This is a genomic window from Salicibibacter halophilus (assembly GCF_006740705.1).
Taxonomy (GTDB): Bacteria; Bacillota; Bacilli; order Bacillales; family Marinococcaceae; genus Salicibibacter; species Salicibibacter halophilus.
Map to the genome: position 1 here is coordinate 400,808 of NZ_CP035485.1, position 17,309 is coordinate 418,116.

Genomic DNA, 17,309 nt, shown 5'->3' on the forward strand with positions numbered 1-17,309 from the left:
TTACCATAATTTACCAAATCGTTCACCTCGTGATGGCTTATTTGGCATGCGCTTTTATTTAGCAAAAGCATCAGCGATTTATTTCAGACTTCTCCTCCCGTTTTATCGCCCATGCTTTCACTGTGGCCCTTTTCGGTTTTCCGCTTGTCGTCAATGGAATAGCATCCATTTCCAGCCAATTCTTCGGGCATTTATACGCTGCAAGTGAGCTTTTGCACGTTTCGATTAATTGTGCAATAAAATGACTTGTCAACGGCCGTGCCTTTCTTGTCTCAAGAACAGCAGTTATTTGCTCCCCCCACTCAGGATGATCAATGCCCGTGACTACAACATCCCGAACATCCATGTGGGTGCGAAGCACGTCTTCCACTTCTTCAGCGTAAACATTGAGGCCGCCGGTCACCATTTTATTTTGTTTGCGGCCTGCCAAATGAAGGATTCCTTCATGATCTTGCCAGACGTAATCGCCTGTGGAAATCCATGTGTCCGGAGTGACTTGATCGTCTCCATCGTAGCCGGAGAACACCATGGGGCTGGATGCAAACAATTCTCCAACATCTCCTTCTTCTTTTTTTATATCAATGGAGACAGAGGAAAAAGGACGGCCGATGGCAGAAGAGAGGGCCTTTTCCGCGTGATGAAGTATCGCGATAAAGCTATGTTCGGAAGAACCGTAAAAATTAATCCAGTTAGCGTTTGGAGCAATTTTTTGCCAGGCTTTCACTACAAATGAAGCCATCTTGGCCCCGGATGTAATCAGTGTGTGCATGCTCTCAAATATTTGATTTTGCTGAGCCATACGGACGTACATTGTTGGAACGCCATACATAACGGTTATTTCATGTTTTTGTATCTCTTCTGCCAAACGCTGCGGGTTTGGCGATTCTGCTAAATGACAAGCAGCCCCGGCATCCAGCGTATGCAAAGCTGCATATAAAAAAAGAGAATGGACGAGCGATCCGGAGACCAAAACTCGATCCCCTTCTTTAACCGGTAATTCTTTTTTCCCCTCTGTAAAGCTTTCCACCCAAGAGCGATGGGAACGAATATACCCTTTTGGCGTGCCGGTAGAACCGGAGGTGAAGCCGATATAAAAAGGCTCCTCTCCGGAAAGATCGGGCAAAGGCATATGATTAAAAGGCTCGTTTAACCATTCTTCCATATTGTTGCAGATGATTAACTCGGTATCGAGCGACAGGGAAGTTACTTTGTGTTCTAAGGATGGATCAACAAAAAGCAAATCTGGAGGTGTCTTCGCTAAGCATTTTTCCAACTCTTTCGTTGCCCATTTCGGATCCAAAGTCACCGCCGTCCAACCAGCCTTCGCCGCGCCGATGAACACTTCCAGAAAGCGACCACTATTGGGCATCAAAATAGCGGCGCGAAGATTTTCATAACCGGAATAAGCGATCATTTTACGAGCAATGGTATCCGTTGTTTCATCAAAAGCTTTATACGTCTGTTTTTCATCTCCTGCCACGATTGCTATATCTTCCGGATGGCGTTTCGCATAATGTGTTATCCCCTTAGCTATGTTCAACATTTTTCACCCCTGTATCATTTTCAAAAATGAAAGGACTATGTTGCAAAATTTTTACAGATAAAAAGGAAGCTATCATCGCTTTAGCCAAATCCCCCGGTAAAAAAGTGAGGGAGGAAAGCGCCGCGGCCGTTAAAGGAAGATCGGCAAGCCAGGAAAAATATAGAATGCCTATTGCGTGGATGATGATAATTCCTCCCGCGAGGTTAGCCATTACAGCATTTATTACCGTCACCTTCTTTGCGCGATGAACAATCATTCCAATGACAAATGCGGCAATCGGCCAAGCTAATATGTATCCTCCACCGGGAGCGAGCAGCATGCCCAAACCTCCCCTTCCACCTGACAATAAAGGTGCTCCTACAGCAATTAAAGCAACAACTAGGAGAACACTCCCGCCCCCGCGTTTTGCTCCAAGAATGGAACCGGCTAACATTACCCCCAATGTTTGCGCAGTAATGGGAACCGGGCTGAAAGGCAAAACCAGCGGTGGAAATAGGCCTAAAACGCCTATGATTGCTGCAAACATAGCCATCATTGTTATATCTTTTGTATTCACAGCATGCCTCCTTATTTCATTTTTCACCCTAAAGTGTAAAAAATATATGGATTATTGTCAACTTTATATTTGTTTAAGTTTACATTTAATTTGGCCAAACATGACCTAATCGAGAATAAATGTTACTCCTCATGCAAACAGTAATGGGAAATATATGTGTAGAATTTGGGGGCATATCCATGCGAAATAAAAAGAGATTATTATTTCTGCCGTTACTGTTATTGATGGGATCGACCATAGGGTGCAACGCCTTCGGAGGAGATCCCGGTGCAAACACTCCGTTCCAAAATATGAATGAACCACAATCTGAAGACGAGCTGTTAGATGAAGACCAAATTACCACCGTTCGATATGAATCAACACCTGGAATGGCCGGAGGTTCAGAGATGGAGATTCGTGACCCTAATCCTGTTAGCAATGTGGAGTTGCAACATGCTTATCCGGACCTTGTCACTTTGCAAGGACCGGCTGAAGAAAACCAAGTGGCGCTGACCTTTGATGACGGCCCTGATGAACTCATCACTCCGGAGGTACTGGATAAATTGGAAGAATACGATGTACAAGCAACCTTTTTTCTAATAGGGGAACGCGCGGAAGCTCACCCGGAGATCGTTGAGCGCATGATTGACGAAGGACATGTCGTCGCCAACCACACCTGGAATCATCCCGAGCTGACAGAGATCACCGATGAAGATGTCGAGGAACAAATAAGCCGTACCGAAACTGCTCTTAATGACATAATCGGGGAGGAAGTTCGTTTTTTTCGCCCTCCTTACGGTGCACAAGATGAAAATGATGTCAGTACTATAGGAGGGTTGAATTATTCCAATATCATTTGGTCCCAGGATTCTTTAGATTGGAAGGATTTAGAGGTTGAAGAGGTCGCCGACAATATCTTAAGCGATATTGATTATGGAGCTATCGTTTTACAGCATAGTGCCGGCTTGGAAGGCGATGAAGGGTTAATGAGAACGGTAGACGCGCTCGACAAAGTAATCCCGAAATTGCAAAACGATAATGTAGACTTTGTAACCGTGGATGAATTACTTGGGGAAAGCGCTTATCGATAGTTGTAAAACCAAAGGGGGCGGCTAGTATGATGCCCTCCCCTAATGTGTAATGTATGTATTTATTTTAATTACGGTGCGTGAAATTTTATGTGTGCTCCTATCTGAAGAAGCCGCCATTCGGGAGGCGGCTTCTTCAAGGCTTAATACGGATCGGACACGTCACCCATGCGTTCGGCATCCAAAACAGCGTCTTCTTGTTTTTCGTTCTCCGATGATCGTACATTTGTGATGCCTTCTTTTAAACGGCGGCCATATTCCGAATCAGCTTCTGTCATATGGCTAATCATTTGTTTTTGGACTGCTTCGTCTGCATCTACAAGCGCGCTCGAGAGATTGGAAATCAAATCGGCTTTTTCACGTTCGTTAAATCGCCGCCATGTTTCCCCTGCCTGGCTGAAGTGGGCTTTCCGATCGATAGCTTCCCGTTTTACTTTTCCAACCACTTCAGGTTCATGGGGGGTTCCTTTATGATCCGCTTCCTGCAATCCACCCGTGATGGATGGCTCGTAATTAATATGAGGATCACTTCCCGGCGGATTATCAACATGGTATGTCATTTGCCCGTCTCGTTGATTCGTCCCAAGATGCTTTTTCGGCGCATTAACGGGAAGCTGCAAATAGTTAGGACCGACCCGGTAACGCTGGGTGTCCGAGTAAGAAAACGTACGGCCTTGGAGCATTTTGTCATCGGAAAAATCGAGCCCATCCACAAGGACACCCGTGCCGAAGGCCGATTGCTCTACCTCGGCAAAATAATTTTCCGGATTTTTGTTTAAGGTCATTTTGCCGACTTTATGCCACGGGAATTCATCTTTATACCAAAGTTTCGTGTCATCGAGAGGATCAAAGTCTAACTCGGGATGCTCCCCATCCTCCATAATCTGGACGTACAATTCCCATTCCGGATAATCGCCATTTTCGATGGATTCATACAAGTCTTGGGTCGCGTGGTTAAAGTTTTCTCCCTGAATATGATCGGCTTCTTCTTGCGTAAGATTTTTTATCCCCTGGACCGGCTCCCAATGGTATTTAACTAAAACCGCTTTTCCTTCGTCATTCACCCATTTATACGTGTTTACTCCGGATCCTTGCATATACCGATAATTGGCTGGGATTCCCCACGGTGAAAATAAAAATGTCAGCATATGGGTAGATTCAGGGGAAGCTGCCATAAAATCAAATATTCGTCTGGGATCTTGACGATTCGTGACCGGATCCGGTTTTAACGCGTGAATGACATCGGGGAACTTGATCGCATCCCGGATGAAAAAAATCTTCAAATTGTTGCCGACCAGATCCCAGTTTCCATCTTCCGTATAAAATTTAACGGCAAACCCGCGTGGGTCCCGCTGTGTCTCGGGGGAATGGGCTCCATGGATCACTGTCGAGAAACGAACAAAAACCGGCGTTTCGGCCTCTGTATTCGTAAACACCTTGGCCCTCGTATAATTGGAAATGGGGTCGTCGCCCACTTTTCCATAAGATTGAAAATAACCATGCGCCCCGGCGCCTCTGGCATGAACCACACGTTCCGGGATCCGCTCGCGATCAAAATGACTCATTTTTTCAAGAAAGTCGTAGTTTTCAAGCGTGGTAGGGCCGCGATTGCCGACAGTGGTCATATTTTGATTGTCTGTAATCGGATGCCCCTGCCGATTGGTAAGCGTATCTTCTTTCTCATTCTCCGCCTTGCGTTGGTCCTTTGCATCCCCCTCGCCGGTCACATTTATGCCATAGGAGGTTTTTTTATTGTTTTTATCCACGATAGCCGTCTCTCCTTTCAAAAATGCATAGCTCCCCTATAGCATCGCCTGAATCTTTTAGCTGTATGCATAAAAAAAGGCACAAACCAAGAACTCTGACTTATGCCTCCTTCTTTTCCATATCCACCAGCTGCATATGTTTATTAAAAAAGAAACGGTAAAAAATGATCGTCGTAATCATGGCCGCCAGTGAAACGGACGTAAAGATGCTCAAGGAAATGACGATTTGGTACCGAATCGCTTCTATGGGCGGTACGCCGCCTAAAATAAGCCCAGTCATCATCCCAGGCAATTGCACGAGACCGACGGTTTTTAAGCCGTCGACATTTGGAATCATCGCGGCTTTCACGATTTTGCGAATGAGTATGGTGGATGCTTGTTTTGGTTGCGCCCCCAACGCCAAAGCGGCGACAAGCTTTCCTTTTGATTGTTGAAATTCGCTTTTCATCCGTTCAAGTGCCAGGCCAATCGCCACCATGCTATTGCCGATCACCATGCCACTCATGGGAATCACCTGCTCGGGCTCAAAAGAAATCATATCAAAACCGAGCCACATGGCAAGGATGAGGAGGGCGACGCCGACAATAATTGCAAAAATAATCAAGCGCACAAAGGGGAGCCCCACTCCTTTTTTACTCGCGTGAAAGGATGCCACAGCAATCATAATCGAAAGCATGATCGAAATCCCGATCGCCGGCGGCAGTGAAAATAAATACGTTAACACGTAGCCGATGATAAACAACTGCACGATGCCGCGAAAGGAAGACCAAATAATGGATTTGCTTAATCCCAAGGCGTAAAAGTAAGACAAAGAAACCGGGATAAGAACGAAAAAAATGAGAAAAAACATGGATAAATTCGAAATTTCAGGTGCCATCGTTTACTCCTTTAGAAAATACTGAAGTTGTTCTGACTGGGGATCTGCAAATAATTGACCCGTCGGTCCCGCCTCAACAATCGCTCCGCCATCCATAAAGATCGTCCTGTCCCCAAGCCGTTGTGCCTGTTTGACGTCATGGGTAACCATGATAATGGCATGGGCACTCGCGGGCACAATCTCCAGTAAAAATGCTTCAATCAGTTCGACGTTCTTTAAATCCACCGCGCTCGTCACTTCATCGAGGAGCAAAACGTCCGGGCGATTGGCAAGGGTGCGGGCAAACGCGACGCGCTGTTGTTCCCCGCCGGAGAGCGTTTCCACGTCGCGATCCAGGTAAGAAGCGGGAAGCTGCACATGTTCCAATAGCTCCTCCCCCATATCATCTTCCCATTCCTGAAATAATTTCGGTCCAAAAGATAGATTGTCTAGAACCGTCCCTTCAAACAGGGAGGAAGATTGCAAAACCATTCCTATGGATTTTCTCAGTTCAGGGACTTCATATTCTCTCACATCTTTTCCCTTATAATGAATCGTCCCTTCGCCAGGATCAACCAAACGATTGAGAAGCATAAGCAAACTGCTTTTCCCGGCACCGGAACCTCCAATTAATGTAATGATTTCGCCCTTCTTTATTTGTAAGGAAATATCTTGAAGGATCGGTGTATGCACATTTTCCATTTGGATGATCGTTTCCGCTTCGCTCATGTTCGCTCACCTCTTTCTTTACATTATTCTACCGTTCCTATCGTCTAAAGAAAACATCCCATAAAACTTGCCTATTATATTTTTCTGAATTACACTAATTATAGATTTTCATCTACTGGAGGGGTTATATGAAAGCGGGTACAATGCAGGAATTGGACAAAACATTGGCTTGGGCGAGGCGACAAACACTTGGAGATTTGTTGGCCAGAACTCGCGAGCGGATGCCGAACAAACTTGCCATCATTTATGGGGAGCAAAAACTCAATTACGCCGAGCTGGATGATGCCGTGAACCAGACGGCGCACGCATTCATTGGTGACGGCATACGCAAAGGCGATATGATTAGTGTCATGTCCAAAAACAGCCTTGATTTTGTCATCGTAAAATTTGCCCTGGCCCGTATCGGAGCGGTGATGATTCCCATCAACTATATGCTCTCCATCGACGATGTGCAGTATATTTTAGAACACGCCGAAGTGAGTGGAATGATTGCATCTTCCGAATATGCCCAAGTATTGGATCAATCAGCTGAAAGACTGGAAATCAACCATCGTTATTTAATGGATACGGAGGCATCGGAGAGCTTTCACGGATGGATAGCCTTAGCTAAAGGCCGGGCAGGAAAGCCTAAAGATTTTGTTGAGGCAGACATCGATGATGATGATCTTGCCCACGTACTCTACACGAGCGGAACCGAGTCTAAACCAAAAGGGGTCATGCTTTCCCATAAAAGCATTATCAGCGAATATGTGAGTTGTGTGATTGATGGCCATATGGAACCAAAGGACATGGCGATTCAAGCGATGCCACTCTATCATTGTGCCCAACTCCACGTCTTTCTCGGTCCCAGCATTTATGTAGGGGCAACCTGTATCATCCTGGAAGCAGCAAAACCGGATCTTATTTTGGAAACGATTGAAAATAAGAAAGCGAGTCAACTGTTTTGCCCGCCAACCGTGTGGATTGGATTGCTACGATCGCCTGATTTTGATAAACGCGATTTGTCCTCTTTGGAAAAATGCTATTACGGCGCCGCGATCATGCCGCGCGAAGTTTTAAAAGAACTCTCCGAACGTTTGCCGAACGCCCGCTTTTGGAATTTTTATGGACAAACGGAAGTTTCTCCTCTCGCGACAGCTTTGCAACCCGATGATCAATTGCGCAAGCTCGGTTCGGCAGGTGTCCCCTCGTTAAACGTACAGACGAAAATTGTTGATGAGCATGATGGGGAGGTCCCTCGCGGAGAAATCGGCGAAATTGTTCATCGTACACCTCATGCCATGAAAGGCTACCTTCACGATCCGGAAAAAACAGCAGAAGCCTTTCGGAATGGCTGGTTTCATAGCGGCGATCTTGGCGTCATGGACGAGGAAGGGTACATTACGGTCATTGACCGGAAAAAAGATATGATTAATACAGGTGGCGTGAACGTATCCAGCCGTGAAATTGAAGAAGCAATTTATCAAATGGAGGACGTGTCGGAAGTTGCCGTTGTCAGCGTTCCGGACCCCTATTGGATCGAAGCGGCAATGGCCATTATCGTTCCCAAACCAAACGCTACATTGAAAAAAGAGGAGGTAATCGAATTTTGCCGGGGCACGTTAGCCAAATATAAAGTACCTAAATTTGTTGAGATAACCGATGAGTTACCGAAAAATCCTAGCGGTAAAATTCTCAAACGCTCCTTGCGTGCCCACTATCAAAAAGAGACAAAATAACAAGAGAGGCGGCAGTTGGGCAGGGTCCCCCGCCATGCTGCCGCTTAAAACTGTTGTATTATAAACGCAATAACGATCGACGCGACAATGACGATCATAATATGCCCTTTAAAATAAGCAATCACAGCGGCGGCCAAGCCACCTATAACCCCGACAAACGGCGCGCCCGGTTCTACCGTAAAAATTCCCGGTACAATTAAAGCGCCGAGTGCCGCGTATGGAATCGCCTTTAACCATTTGTTCACCCATGCCGGAAAATGAAGATGTTCTAAAATAAAGACCGGCAAGACTCTTGGCAAATACGTAACAATCGCCATCGCGATAATAATAAGGGTCAGCGTCATTTTTCAGCCTCCTTGAACACCCACACCCCAGCAAAACTTCCAATCACCGTTGCCAGCACAATTGCCCATCCTTCCGAGAAATACATGGAAAAAATCCAACTAAGGCCGGCGCTCGCGGCAGCTATAATGCCTATTTTCCAATACGCGCGAATGGCCGGCACGAGCAGCCCGATAAATAAAGCATACAAGGCAATTCCCATGCTATCACTCAATGCCCCCGGCACCACATTTCCAATCATTGCACCTGCTGCCGTACCAATGACCCACATCCCAAACGCACCGGAAAAAATGCCTAAATAGATAGCTGCTGTTGGACGAGAGCCAAGCTCTTCTCGTTTCATTGACGCAAGCGCGAAGCTTTCGTCTGTAATCCCATGGGCGAGCACTGCTTGCCATCGTTTCGGAATGTGCTCGAGACGGCTGAATAATGAAATGCTCATGACAAAATGGCGTAAGTTTAAAATAAACGTGGCCAAAACAATTTCCAAACCGACCGTCCCGATCGCCAACATATTCAAAGCCATAAACTGACTGGCCCCTGCATAAACGGTCATCGACATTAATAGGGAGTGAAAAAAGGAAATCCCCGTCTGCACAGCAAGCACACCAAAGGAAATCGCGATCGGCAAATAGCCGAGAATGACCGGCACAGCAAGCTTCAATCCCTGCCAATAATCTTTTGAATACGTCGTTGCGGTGGGGACTCTCTGTAGTTGTTCTTCTCTCATCGCTGTCATCCCTCGTCTGCATAATACATGATGAGTTGTAAAACGGTTTCGGCATCTGTACGGTTTTCATATTGATGGGGAACATTTGCTGAAAACTGAATATGCTTTTTTTCATCCAACGTATACGTTTTTTCGTGTAAAGTTATAGCAAACTCCCCGGATTTAACGGTAATGTATTCACGCACGCCTTCAGGATGCGGAAGAGAGTGATAATTGGCGCCAGGCCGCAAAATCATTGTATACACTTCAAATTTTGTCTCGGGATCAAATGGAAAAATAAGGAACAAGTGGCAGCGGCCGTTGTCTTCTTCCAAATCGGGGGTTTGCCTTTGTTCCGCGACGGTTACGACCTCCGCTTCTTGTTTAATTAAAGAAGAAAAGGACACATTTAACCCGGTGGCAATCCGCCATACCGTCGTGATCGTCGGCTGGGTTTCTCCTTTTTCGATCCGATATAGCATGCCTTTGCTGACTCCTGTTTGTTCGGCAATTTTATCGAACGTCCAGCCTTTTCTTTTTCTGATTCGCTGCAAGTTTTGCCCTACCCGCTCGTGGATGTCGATCAATTCCACCCCCACTTCATTCATTATATTGAATAATAACACAATATACGAAACAAAAAAGAAGGCAAAACGTTTTTTAATCGTTTTTGCCTTCTATTTATTATTGATTTAATGCAGATTGATAATCCGCTTGTTTCACTTCTTCCGGAACCATATTGCCACCCGTGCCCCAAAGCAAATGCGTGGCGTTGGCAAGTTTTTCGTCATTGAGTTCTTGTTGCTTCAGGTATTCTTTTCCCGCGGCCGTTCCAATCAGGTTGTAAGGACCCGGAAATCCGGCAAGCGCCGAAGGTTCCAGATACGTCCCTTCAGTGTCCTTTAATTGCCGTAACAGTTGATAAAGATGTTCGTCCCGCACCGTGTACATGCCACTCACCATGGACTCGACCATTTTTCCGACGACGCCTGAAGGCCTCCCCACCGCCAGCCCATCTGCAGCTGTGCGGTTGCTCAATCCAAAATCTCCGACGCTTACTTTTTCATGCATCCCTGTCATTAATCCGAGAAACATCGCCGGGGATTCCGTTGGCTCCGCGAAAAAACAATGAACCGCATCACCAAAGACTTGTTTTAACCCAAAGGTTACACCGCCCGGACCGCCCCCGACCCCGCATGGCAAGTAGACGAACAATGGATGGGCCTCATCCACTTGAATGCGCGCGGTTTCCAATTGTTGTTTTATTCGGAGCGCCGCAACCGCGTAACCCATGAACAAATCCCGCGACCATTCGTCATCGACAAAATAAACATGGGGATCTTCCTGAGCAGCTTGGCGTCCTTCCGTTACAGCTCGGGAGAAATCGTCCTCGTGTTCAATAACCTTCGATCCCACGCTCCGCAACTTTTTTTTCTTCCATTCCTTAGCATCCGCGGACATATGTACTTCTACGTTAAACCCGAGTTTCGCACTCATGATCCCAATGCTCAAACCGAGATTGCCGGTTGAACCAACCATCACTCCATATTGTTGAAACAACGCGCGGGCGTCCTTGCCGGCAAGCAAGCTGTAGTCATCGCTTGTTTGCAACAACCCATGCTCCAATGCCAAGTGTTCTGCAAACTTTAACACTTCGTATATCCCTCCGCGTGCCTTAATGGATCCGGCAATGGGCAGTTGGTGATCTGCTTTTACCCATAGTTTCCCGGATAGATCCGCCCGGTAATGGTTCGATAAAACGGATTGCATCTCCGGAATTTGAATGATGCTCGATTCAATCAAACCCTTGTCCTCCACTGTTTCCGGGAATAATGTTGCGATTAAAGGTTGAAAACGCCTGAATCTGGCTGCCGCTTCTTCTATGTCTTCCAAAGATAGCGACAGGGATGCACGAACATCCTTGAACGATTGGTATTTCGGATTTAACCAGACGACTTCTTTTGCCCGCGTGATTCGGTCAAGGGCGGGATGACGATCGATCCATTCTTCCAACGTGTGCCCATGGATGGTTTGCTGCTCCATAATAAAACTCCTTCGTGTGCCCGTGATGAGATGACAGCTGCAGCCATTTACGTGAAAAGAGGCATTTTTTCCATATGTCAGCAATATATTCGAATGAGAGGGCTTGTCTCAAACGGCAAAGTTTTATGCGAATAAATATTTGTGAGGTCGTCTGCCATGTTTTCAACAAAACGAAAGGAAGGCATTGCCCGTTTCACGTATCGTTGTTTTATGGTAACGTGCGGCGCTATTTTAACTGCCATCGCGATTCAACTTTTTTTAATCCCGAATGCCGTTATTGACGGCGGGGTCATCGGCGTCTCGTTAATATTAAATGAACTTACCGGCTTAGGCTTCGGAGTTCTCGTGCTCGTTATTAATATACCCTTTTTATTGTTTGGGTTAAAACAAGTGGGCGTGACTTTTTTCTTGACGTCTTTGTATGGGATTGTCATTCTCGCGATCACGGAGCAACAGCTGCATCAATTTACTACTTTTATCCAAGAGCCGATGATTACAACGCTGTTCGGAGGGTTTATTCTCGGGGCAGGAATAGGGATCGTCATTCGCTACGGCGGAGCGCTTGATGGAACAGAAATTCTCGGCATTTTACTGACAAAAAATGTACCGTTTTCAGTCGGTGAATTTATCATGTTTATCAACATCTTTATTTTCACCTGGGCCGGGTTTGTGTTCGGATGGGAACAGGCGATGCTGTCGGTCATCACCTATTTCGTAGCATCGAAAACGATTGATGCAGTCATTCAGGGCATCGACGAGACAAAAGCTGTCGTCATCGTTTCCAATAAGTATACACAGCTTAGTTCCGCGATCGTGCATCGCTTAGGGCGCTCTTTGACAGTTATGGACGGACAGGGAGCATTCACCCATAGCGACAAGGAAGTATTGTATATCGTTGTCACCCGCTTGGAAGTGATGAAATTAAAATCCATCGTCTTCGAGATCGACAAAGAAGCATTTATTACCGTGATGAACGCCCAAGAAGTGCACGGGGGGAAATTCAAAAACAACCTTCATTAGCACAGACCAAAATTTAGACCTCCCATTTTTTACGGGAGGTCTTTTTGTGCGATGAAATTTAAAAAGCTTATTCAATCAGCCTACTCGCTCCGCTTTGCCTTTACGAATGACAATTCGCTGAAAAGGAAACTCTTCTTCTTTTTCCGGAATCGGAAAGCGATTGAACTCGGCCACAATCGTCCGTTCATGCTCCGCGATCACTTTCAACAGTTCTCCCTCATATTTCACGGTTTCGCCGATATCAAATAAATTTTCTTTCTCTTCCATTGTACATCTCTCCCTACTTTCATTGGGCTTTCATTATTTTAGCATACATGGAACAGAAAGGGCACACTTATTTAAGTGGGAAACAATGAAAAAAATAAATATTATGCTGCATGCAATTAGCCGTGATAGTCATTGATCAATTCAATAACTGTTTTCTGTTCTGATACAGCCTCGCGGTTTTCCTCTGTTCGTTGCTCTGTGTTTGCCATCTGAATCATCCCCTTTGAATGGTTTGTTAAATTTATTGTAAGCCATTGTTATAATACAGTCAATACAAAAATATGATTTTATATAACAATGTGCTTCTACCCACATCATAAAAACAGCATTCTGATTACAGAATGCCGGATCGTTGGATATAAGCTTTAGGGTGATCTGTTTTACGGAAATGGCTTTATTTCCATCTGTAGGATAACAGCCTGTCTTCATAAGTCGTTGTTTTACGCACGACGCCGGATTTCAACGCTCAAGATCCATCATCGGAGTAGCTGCATCCGACGAGTACAAAGAAAAAACCCGAGGGGCGTTATCCGCGAGCCCTCGGGTGGTTGGTTTGTTATATTTTATTCTTGCAAGTCTTCAATGGAGTCAATGTCCATATACTCGGGTACGACTAAACCTAGCGCCGCTTCCCCATCCATATTCGCGCCTAAATTCTCCACTTCATCTTCCACGTCTTCATAGTAATCGCCGTGTGTGTACGGCAACCAGGCGCCAAGCATGGCATCAGCATCATCGTCAGCGATCGCTTGATACATGTAATTCGCCTCCACATTGGTCGTTTCAACTTCATACCCCATGTCTTCTAACACGTGCACCATCATGCCTACCGTGGACGTATCCGTCTCCCACGGGCCGTGAACGATTTCAAACGTTTCTCCGTCCACTTCGTCCACGCCTTCTGTCCAACTGTTCACGACATCTTCATTTTCATCAACCCAAGTTTGCCCAGCATCTAGTGGCTCTTCCCCTTCAACGACGATATCATACATGATTTCTGCCATATCGTCAGCTGTCCATTCAAAATTCTCCAGGATTTCATAGGCTTCCGGGGCATCTTCTTGCAATCCTTGACGGGCGAGTGTATCAATGTCCTCCGGCTCCCCAAAAGACCCTTCCGGATCATCAAGGTATTTAAGGTCGTGATCGACAAATTTCCAGTGCGGATCCCACCCGGTGATAACGATCGGTTCTTCATTTTCGATGGCTTCTTCCATCTCAGCGATCATCGCGGTTTCCGAACTCGATTGCAATGTCCAGTCATCAAGCGCATCATAATCCTCAAGTGCTTGTTCAGCAGCTTGCATAATTCCGGCACCGCCATCGATGCCTGTAATCGTATAATCCAATTCTTCCGCGTAACCCGTTTCCGCATCACCGTCCTCGTCGGATTCCGCGGCATTTTCTCCCTCTTCGTCTGCCCCGCAACCGGCCGCTGCAAGGATAAGCGAAAGTCCGGTAACAGTGCCAATCTGTCTCCAATTCATCGTTAGGCATGAGCTCCCTTCCTAAAACATATAACACAGCCCAAAGACATTCATCGTCTTTGGGCTGCAATGTCTGCTATTATTCTTCCTGAAGATCTTCAATCGATTCAATATCCATATAGGCCGGAACAGTTAGTCCAAGTTGTGCACCTTCTTCTAGGTTTGGTCCGAGATCTTCATATTCATCTTGATAATCCTCATGGTAATCGGCATGAGTGTGCGGCAACCATACAGCTGTCGAAGCATCAGCATCTCCGTCGGCAACAGAAGCAAACACATAATTAGCTTCTACCTGGTTCATTTCAACATCATAGCCGACACTTTCCAACACTTGGGCCAGAACATTTGTGGAGGCAATTTCCGTGTCCCAGGCAACTAGAGAAAGACTGATGGTCTCCCCTTCGCCTGCATTTTCATCCACACCGTCTGTCCATTCGGAAACCATGTCGTCGTTTTCATCTATCCAGTTTTGGGCAGCTTCGGCTTCATCTACATCATCTTGAATTTCAAGCATGACTTCTTCCATATCAGACTCTTCCCATTCGAAGCTGTCAATGATTTGGAACGCATCCGAGTCGTCTTCCTCTAACCCTTCACGTGCAATTGTATGGATACTTTCCGCTTCGCCGTAGGAAAGTTCCGGATCATCAAGAATTTCTAGATCATATTCTTGAAATTTCCAATGCGGGGTCCATCCGGTTAAGAAAATAGGCTCTTCATTTTGATAAGCATTATCCAATTCCTGGATCATTGCTGCGTCTGAGCTCGTTTGTACGTTCCACTCGTCAAGCTCGTAATCTTCAATGGCGTCTTCCGTTGATTGTACAACACCTGCGCCTCCGTCAATACCGGTAATGGTATAGTCAACTTCTTCCCCGTAATCCGCGGCTGCTTCGCCATCCTCATCTGCATCGGCGTCCTCGCCATTCTCTTCTGTTTCTTCGGCGTCGCCGTTGTCGCCATCAGCGCCTTCTTCGCCTTCTTCATCTGCCCCGCAACCGGCGGCAACGAGTGTAAGTGAAAGCCCAGTGACAAGACCGAGACGTTTCCAGTGTTTAATCATTAAACACACGCTCCTTTTATTATGTTAATTAACCCCCCTGCGCGCTGCCAGCGGCAGGGAAGTGTGCTTTTATTTTTTCTTTCTAAGTTGGAATCCTGCCGTTAAACGGTCAAGAATGATTGCCACGACAACAATCGCGATACCGGCTTCAAAACCGCCGCCCACATCATTTCGTCCGACTGCGGTATAAACAACATCCCCAAGGCCGTCTGCACCGATCATCGAGGCAATAACGACCATGGACAAGGATAACATAATCGTTTGGTTTACACCCGCCATGATGGTTGTCCGGGCCATTGGCAACTGCACTTTATACAATTTTTGCGACGGCGTAGATCCAAATGCGTCCGCGGCTTCAGTGACCTCTGAAGATACTTCTCTAATCCCTAAATTCGTGAGGCGTATGGTTGGAGGCATTCCAAAGATGACAGATGCTATAACGCCCGGGACCATGCCAATTCCGAAAAAGGCCACCGCCGGAATCAAATAAACGAACTGCGGCAACGTCTGCATGAAGTCCAAAATCGGCTTCATGACCGCCTCGACCGTATTGCTTTTCGACATCCAAATCCCCATCGGGATCCCGATCAAAATCGAGATAAAAGTGGCGGCCAAAACAATAGAAAGCATAAGAATCATATCGTCCCAAAATTGGAGATTATCGATGAGCAATAACCCTAAAAAGACGAAAATCGTCAAGCCCACTTTTCGGCCCGCAAAGAAATACGTAATGAGTGGTATACCGATGATCACGACCGGAATAGGGACAACGTCCATGATCGTCGTTAAAGCAGTCAGTATCCAACCGATAAAAGCTTCAATGGAATCGAAGATCACTTCTGCGTTCGTTAACCAATCAACGAGACTGTCAACCCAATCAGCGAGAGGTATGCTAGGAAATAGATCCATTGGTATTCACCTCTCCTCCTGCCAGGGCACCGAGCACTGAACTCCGGACAATAATTCCGCGAAGTTTCCCGTCTTGCACAACAGCCGCGGGCACCTTGCTTTTTGTAATGAGATCGATAACTTCTGATACCGGTGTGTCAAGTTCCACCCTTGGAACGTCATTTCTAATGACTTCCATAAAATCATCTTTGCCTTCATCCACAAGTTTGGATAACTCGTCCGCGTGAACAATGCCCAACAGTTCCCGATCCCGTTTAATAGCGTAAATGCTTGAGAGTCCCACTTTACGCATCCGTTGCAAAGCAACGCGCGGGCCTTCCCGCTCCGGTTGAACGGTTTCGGGCTTTAACATCACGTTTTGGGCGGTGTACACTTTGGAACGATCCACATCTTCGACAAATTTTTCTACATAATCATTGGCAGGTTCCGTAAGGATTTCTTCAGGCGTTCCGATTTGGACGATTGATCCATCTTTCATGATCGTAATGCGATCTCCGATACGTAACGCTTCATCCAAGTCGTGCGTGATGAAAATAATTGTTTTTTTCATGTTTTCCTGTAAATCCATCAGTTCATCCTGCATATCTTTCCGAATTAAAGGATCAAGCGCCGAGAACGCTTCATCCATTAGAAGAATTTCCGGATCGTTAGCGAGGGCGCGTGCAAGTCCGACCCGTTGCTGCATCCCCCCCGATAATTCATCGGGATACATGTTTTCATATCCATCCAAGCCAACAAGTTTAAGGGCATCAATGGCTTTTTGGCTCCTTTCGCTCCGGTCAAAGCCCTGTATTTCCAACCCGTACTCCACATTGCTTTGAATCGTGCGAAAGGGGAAAAGGCCAAATTTCTGGAACACCATGCTCATGGATTCGCGGCGAATCGTCCGCAATTTTTTTTCAGGCATTTCCGCCAAGTTTTCGTCATTTAAGTAGACAGCGCCTGAAGTCGGTTCGATTAAACGGTTCAGCAAGCGGACGAGCGTTGACTTCCCGCTCCCCGACAAGCCCATAATCACAAACACTTCCCCATCTTGGACATCAAACGATGCTTTGTTTACACCGACGGTAAGACCTGTTTCCTCGAGAATTTCTGCTTTTGATTTGTTTTCTTTTAATAGGGAAATGGCCCGATCCGGCCTTTTTCCGAATACTTTGGTCAAATTTTCAACCTTGATCTTCGCCAATGAATTCACTCCTTCGGCGATCAGTTTTGTTTAATGATAGGGTGCCCG

Annotated in this window: 17 protein-coding genes; 3 read left to right on the forward strand and 14 right to left on the reverse strand. The window is 46.2% G+C overall.

The window, feature by feature from the left end:
- Window positions 1-70: 70 nt before the first annotated feature.
- Both EPH95_RS02015 and EPH95_RS02020 read right to left on the reverse strand, forming a co-directional pair.
- On the reverse strand, window positions 71-1,543 hold the full coding sequence (locus tag EPH95_RS02015) for an AMP-binding protein (RefSeq protein ID WP_142086888.1): 1,473 nt from the start codon (window positions 1,541-1,543) through the stop codon (window positions 71-73).
- A complete protein-coding gene (locus tag EPH95_RS02020) occupies window positions 1,527-2,099 on the reverse strand; it encodes a biotin transporter BioY (RefSeq protein WP_142086890.1) in 573 nt (190 codons plus the stop codon). Before EPH95_RS02020 ends, EPH95_RS02015 begins: the two co-directional genes overlap by 17 nt.
- Before the next feature lie 179 nt (window positions 2,100-2,278).
- On the opposite strand from EPH95_RS02020, the gene EPH95_RS02025 reads away from it, so the two are divergent.
- Entirely contained in the window at window positions 2,279-3,169 is an 891-nt protein-coding gene (locus EPH95_RS02025) for a polysaccharide deacetylase family protein (RefSeq protein ID WP_160141547.1), read from the forward strand.
- 140 nt (window positions 3,170-3,309) lie between these two features.
- Here the strand turns inward: EPH95_RS02025 and EPH95_RS02030 are convergent, their stop codons facing one another.
- The 3 genes from EPH95_RS02030 to EPH95_RS02040 all read right to left on the reverse strand — a co-directional run bounded on the left by EPH95_RS02030 (window position 3,310) and on the right by EPH95_RS02040 (window position 6,517).
- Window positions 3,310-4,893, reverse strand: coding sequence for a catalase (locus EPH95_RS02030; protein WP_405127445.1), 1,584 nt, complete (start codon window positions 4,891-4,893; stop codon window positions 3,310-3,312).
- A gap of 139 nt (window positions 4,894-5,032) precedes the next feature.
- Complete coding sequence (locus EPH95_RS02035) at window positions 5,033-5,809, reverse strand: ABC transporter permease (RefSeq protein ID WP_142086897.1); 777 nt, start codon at window positions 5,807-5,809, stop codon at window positions 5,033-5,035.
- A gap of 3 nt (window positions 5,810-5,812) precedes the next feature.
- On the reverse strand, window positions 5,813-6,517 hold the full coding sequence (locus EPH95_RS02040) for an ABC transporter ATP-binding protein (RefSeq protein ID WP_142086899.1): 705 nt from the start codon (window positions 6,515-6,517) through the stop codon (window positions 5,813-5,815).
- Window positions 6,518-6,645: 128 nt separating this feature from the next.
- Here EPH95_RS02040 and EPH95_RS02045 point away from each other — a divergent pair, with 128 nt between their 5' ends.
- Window positions 6,646-8,235, forward strand: coding sequence for a fatty acyl-CoA synthetase (locus tag EPH95_RS02045; RefSeq protein ID WP_142086901.1), 1,590 nt, complete (start codon window positions 6,646-6,648; stop codon window positions 8,233-8,235).
- 44 nt (window positions 8,236-8,279) lie between these two features.
- Here the strand turns inward: EPH95_RS02045 and EPH95_RS02050 are convergent, their stop codons facing one another.
- The 4 genes from EPH95_RS02050 to EPH95_RS02065 are packed head-to-tail and all read right to left on the reverse strand — an operon-like array spanning window position 8,280 to window position 11,329.
- Entirely contained in the window at window positions 8,280-8,579 is a 300-nt protein-coding gene (locus EPH95_RS02050) for an AzlD domain-containing protein (RefSeq protein WP_142086904.1), read from the reverse strand.
- Window positions 8,576-9,316 carry an AzlC family ABC transporter permease gene (locus tag EPH95_RS02055; RefSeq protein ID WP_227004012.1) on the reverse strand — a complete coding sequence of 247 codons (741 nt, stop codon included), beginning with the start codon at window positions 9,314-9,316 and terminating at the stop codon, window positions 8,576-8,578. Before EPH95_RS02055 ends, EPH95_RS02050 begins: the two co-directional genes overlap by 4 nt.
- Entirely contained in the window at window positions 9,313-9,912 is a 600-nt protein-coding gene (locus tag EPH95_RS02060; protein ID WP_160141548.1) for a helix-turn-helix domain-containing protein, read from the reverse strand. Before EPH95_RS02060 ends, EPH95_RS02055 begins: the two co-directional genes overlap by 4 nt.
- Before the next feature lie 58 nt (window positions 9,913-9,970).
- Window positions 9,971-11,329, reverse strand: a complete 1,359-nt coding sequence (locus EPH95_RS02065; protein WP_142086910.1) for a D-serine ammonia-lyase — start codon at window positions 11,327-11,329, stop codon at window positions 9,971-9,973.
- Window positions 11,330-11,485: 156 nt separating this feature from the next.
- On the opposite strand from EPH95_RS02065, the gene EPH95_RS02070 reads away from it, so the two are divergent.
- On the forward strand, window positions 11,486-12,349 hold the full coding sequence (locus EPH95_RS02070; protein ID WP_142086912.1) for a YitT family protein: 864 nt from the start codon (window positions 11,486-11,488) through the stop codon (window positions 12,347-12,349).
- A 75-nt stretch (window positions 12,350-12,424) separates the two neighbouring features.
- Here the strand turns inward: EPH95_RS02070 and EPH95_RS02075 are convergent, their stop codons facing one another.
- The 5 genes from EPH95_RS02075 to EPH95_RS02095 form a co-directional block, all read right to left on the reverse strand.
- Window positions 12,425-12,616: a hypothetical protein gene (locus EPH95_RS02075; RefSeq protein ID WP_142086914.1), complete on the reverse strand. Its 192-nt coding sequence runs from the start codon at window positions 12,614-12,616 to the stop codon at window positions 12,425-12,427.
- Between the two features lie 563 nt (window positions 12,617-13,179).
- Window positions 13,180-14,103, reverse strand: a complete 924-nt coding sequence (locus EPH95_RS02080; protein WP_142086916.1) for a glycine betaine ABC transporter substrate-binding protein — start codon at window positions 14,101-14,103, stop codon at window positions 13,180-13,182.
- A gap of 79 nt (window positions 14,104-14,182) precedes the next feature.
- Window positions 14,183-15,166 (reverse strand): glycine betaine ABC transporter substrate-binding protein, encoded by a 984-nt coding sequence (locus EPH95_RS02085; RefSeq protein WP_142086918.1) that lies wholly within the window; start codon window positions 15,164-15,166, stop codon window positions 14,183-14,185.
- A gap of 69 nt (window positions 15,167-15,235) precedes the next feature.
- The gene (locus EPH95_RS02090; RefSeq protein ID WP_142086920.1) at window positions 15,236-16,075 is read right to left on the reverse strand and encodes an ABC transporter permease; all 840 of its coding nucleotides are present in this window, start codon (window positions 16,073-16,075) and stop codon (window positions 15,236-15,238) included.
- The gene (locus EPH95_RS02095) at window positions 16,059-17,261 is read right to left on the reverse strand and encodes a quaternary amine ABC transporter ATP-binding protein (RefSeq protein WP_142086922.1); all 1,203 of its coding nucleotides are present in this window, start codon (window positions 17,259-17,261) and stop codon (window positions 16,059-16,061) included. The genes EPH95_RS02090 and EPH95_RS02095 overlap by 17 nt, the downstream gene beginning before the upstream one ends.
- Between the last annotated feature and the right edge of the window lie 48 nt (window positions 17,262-17,309).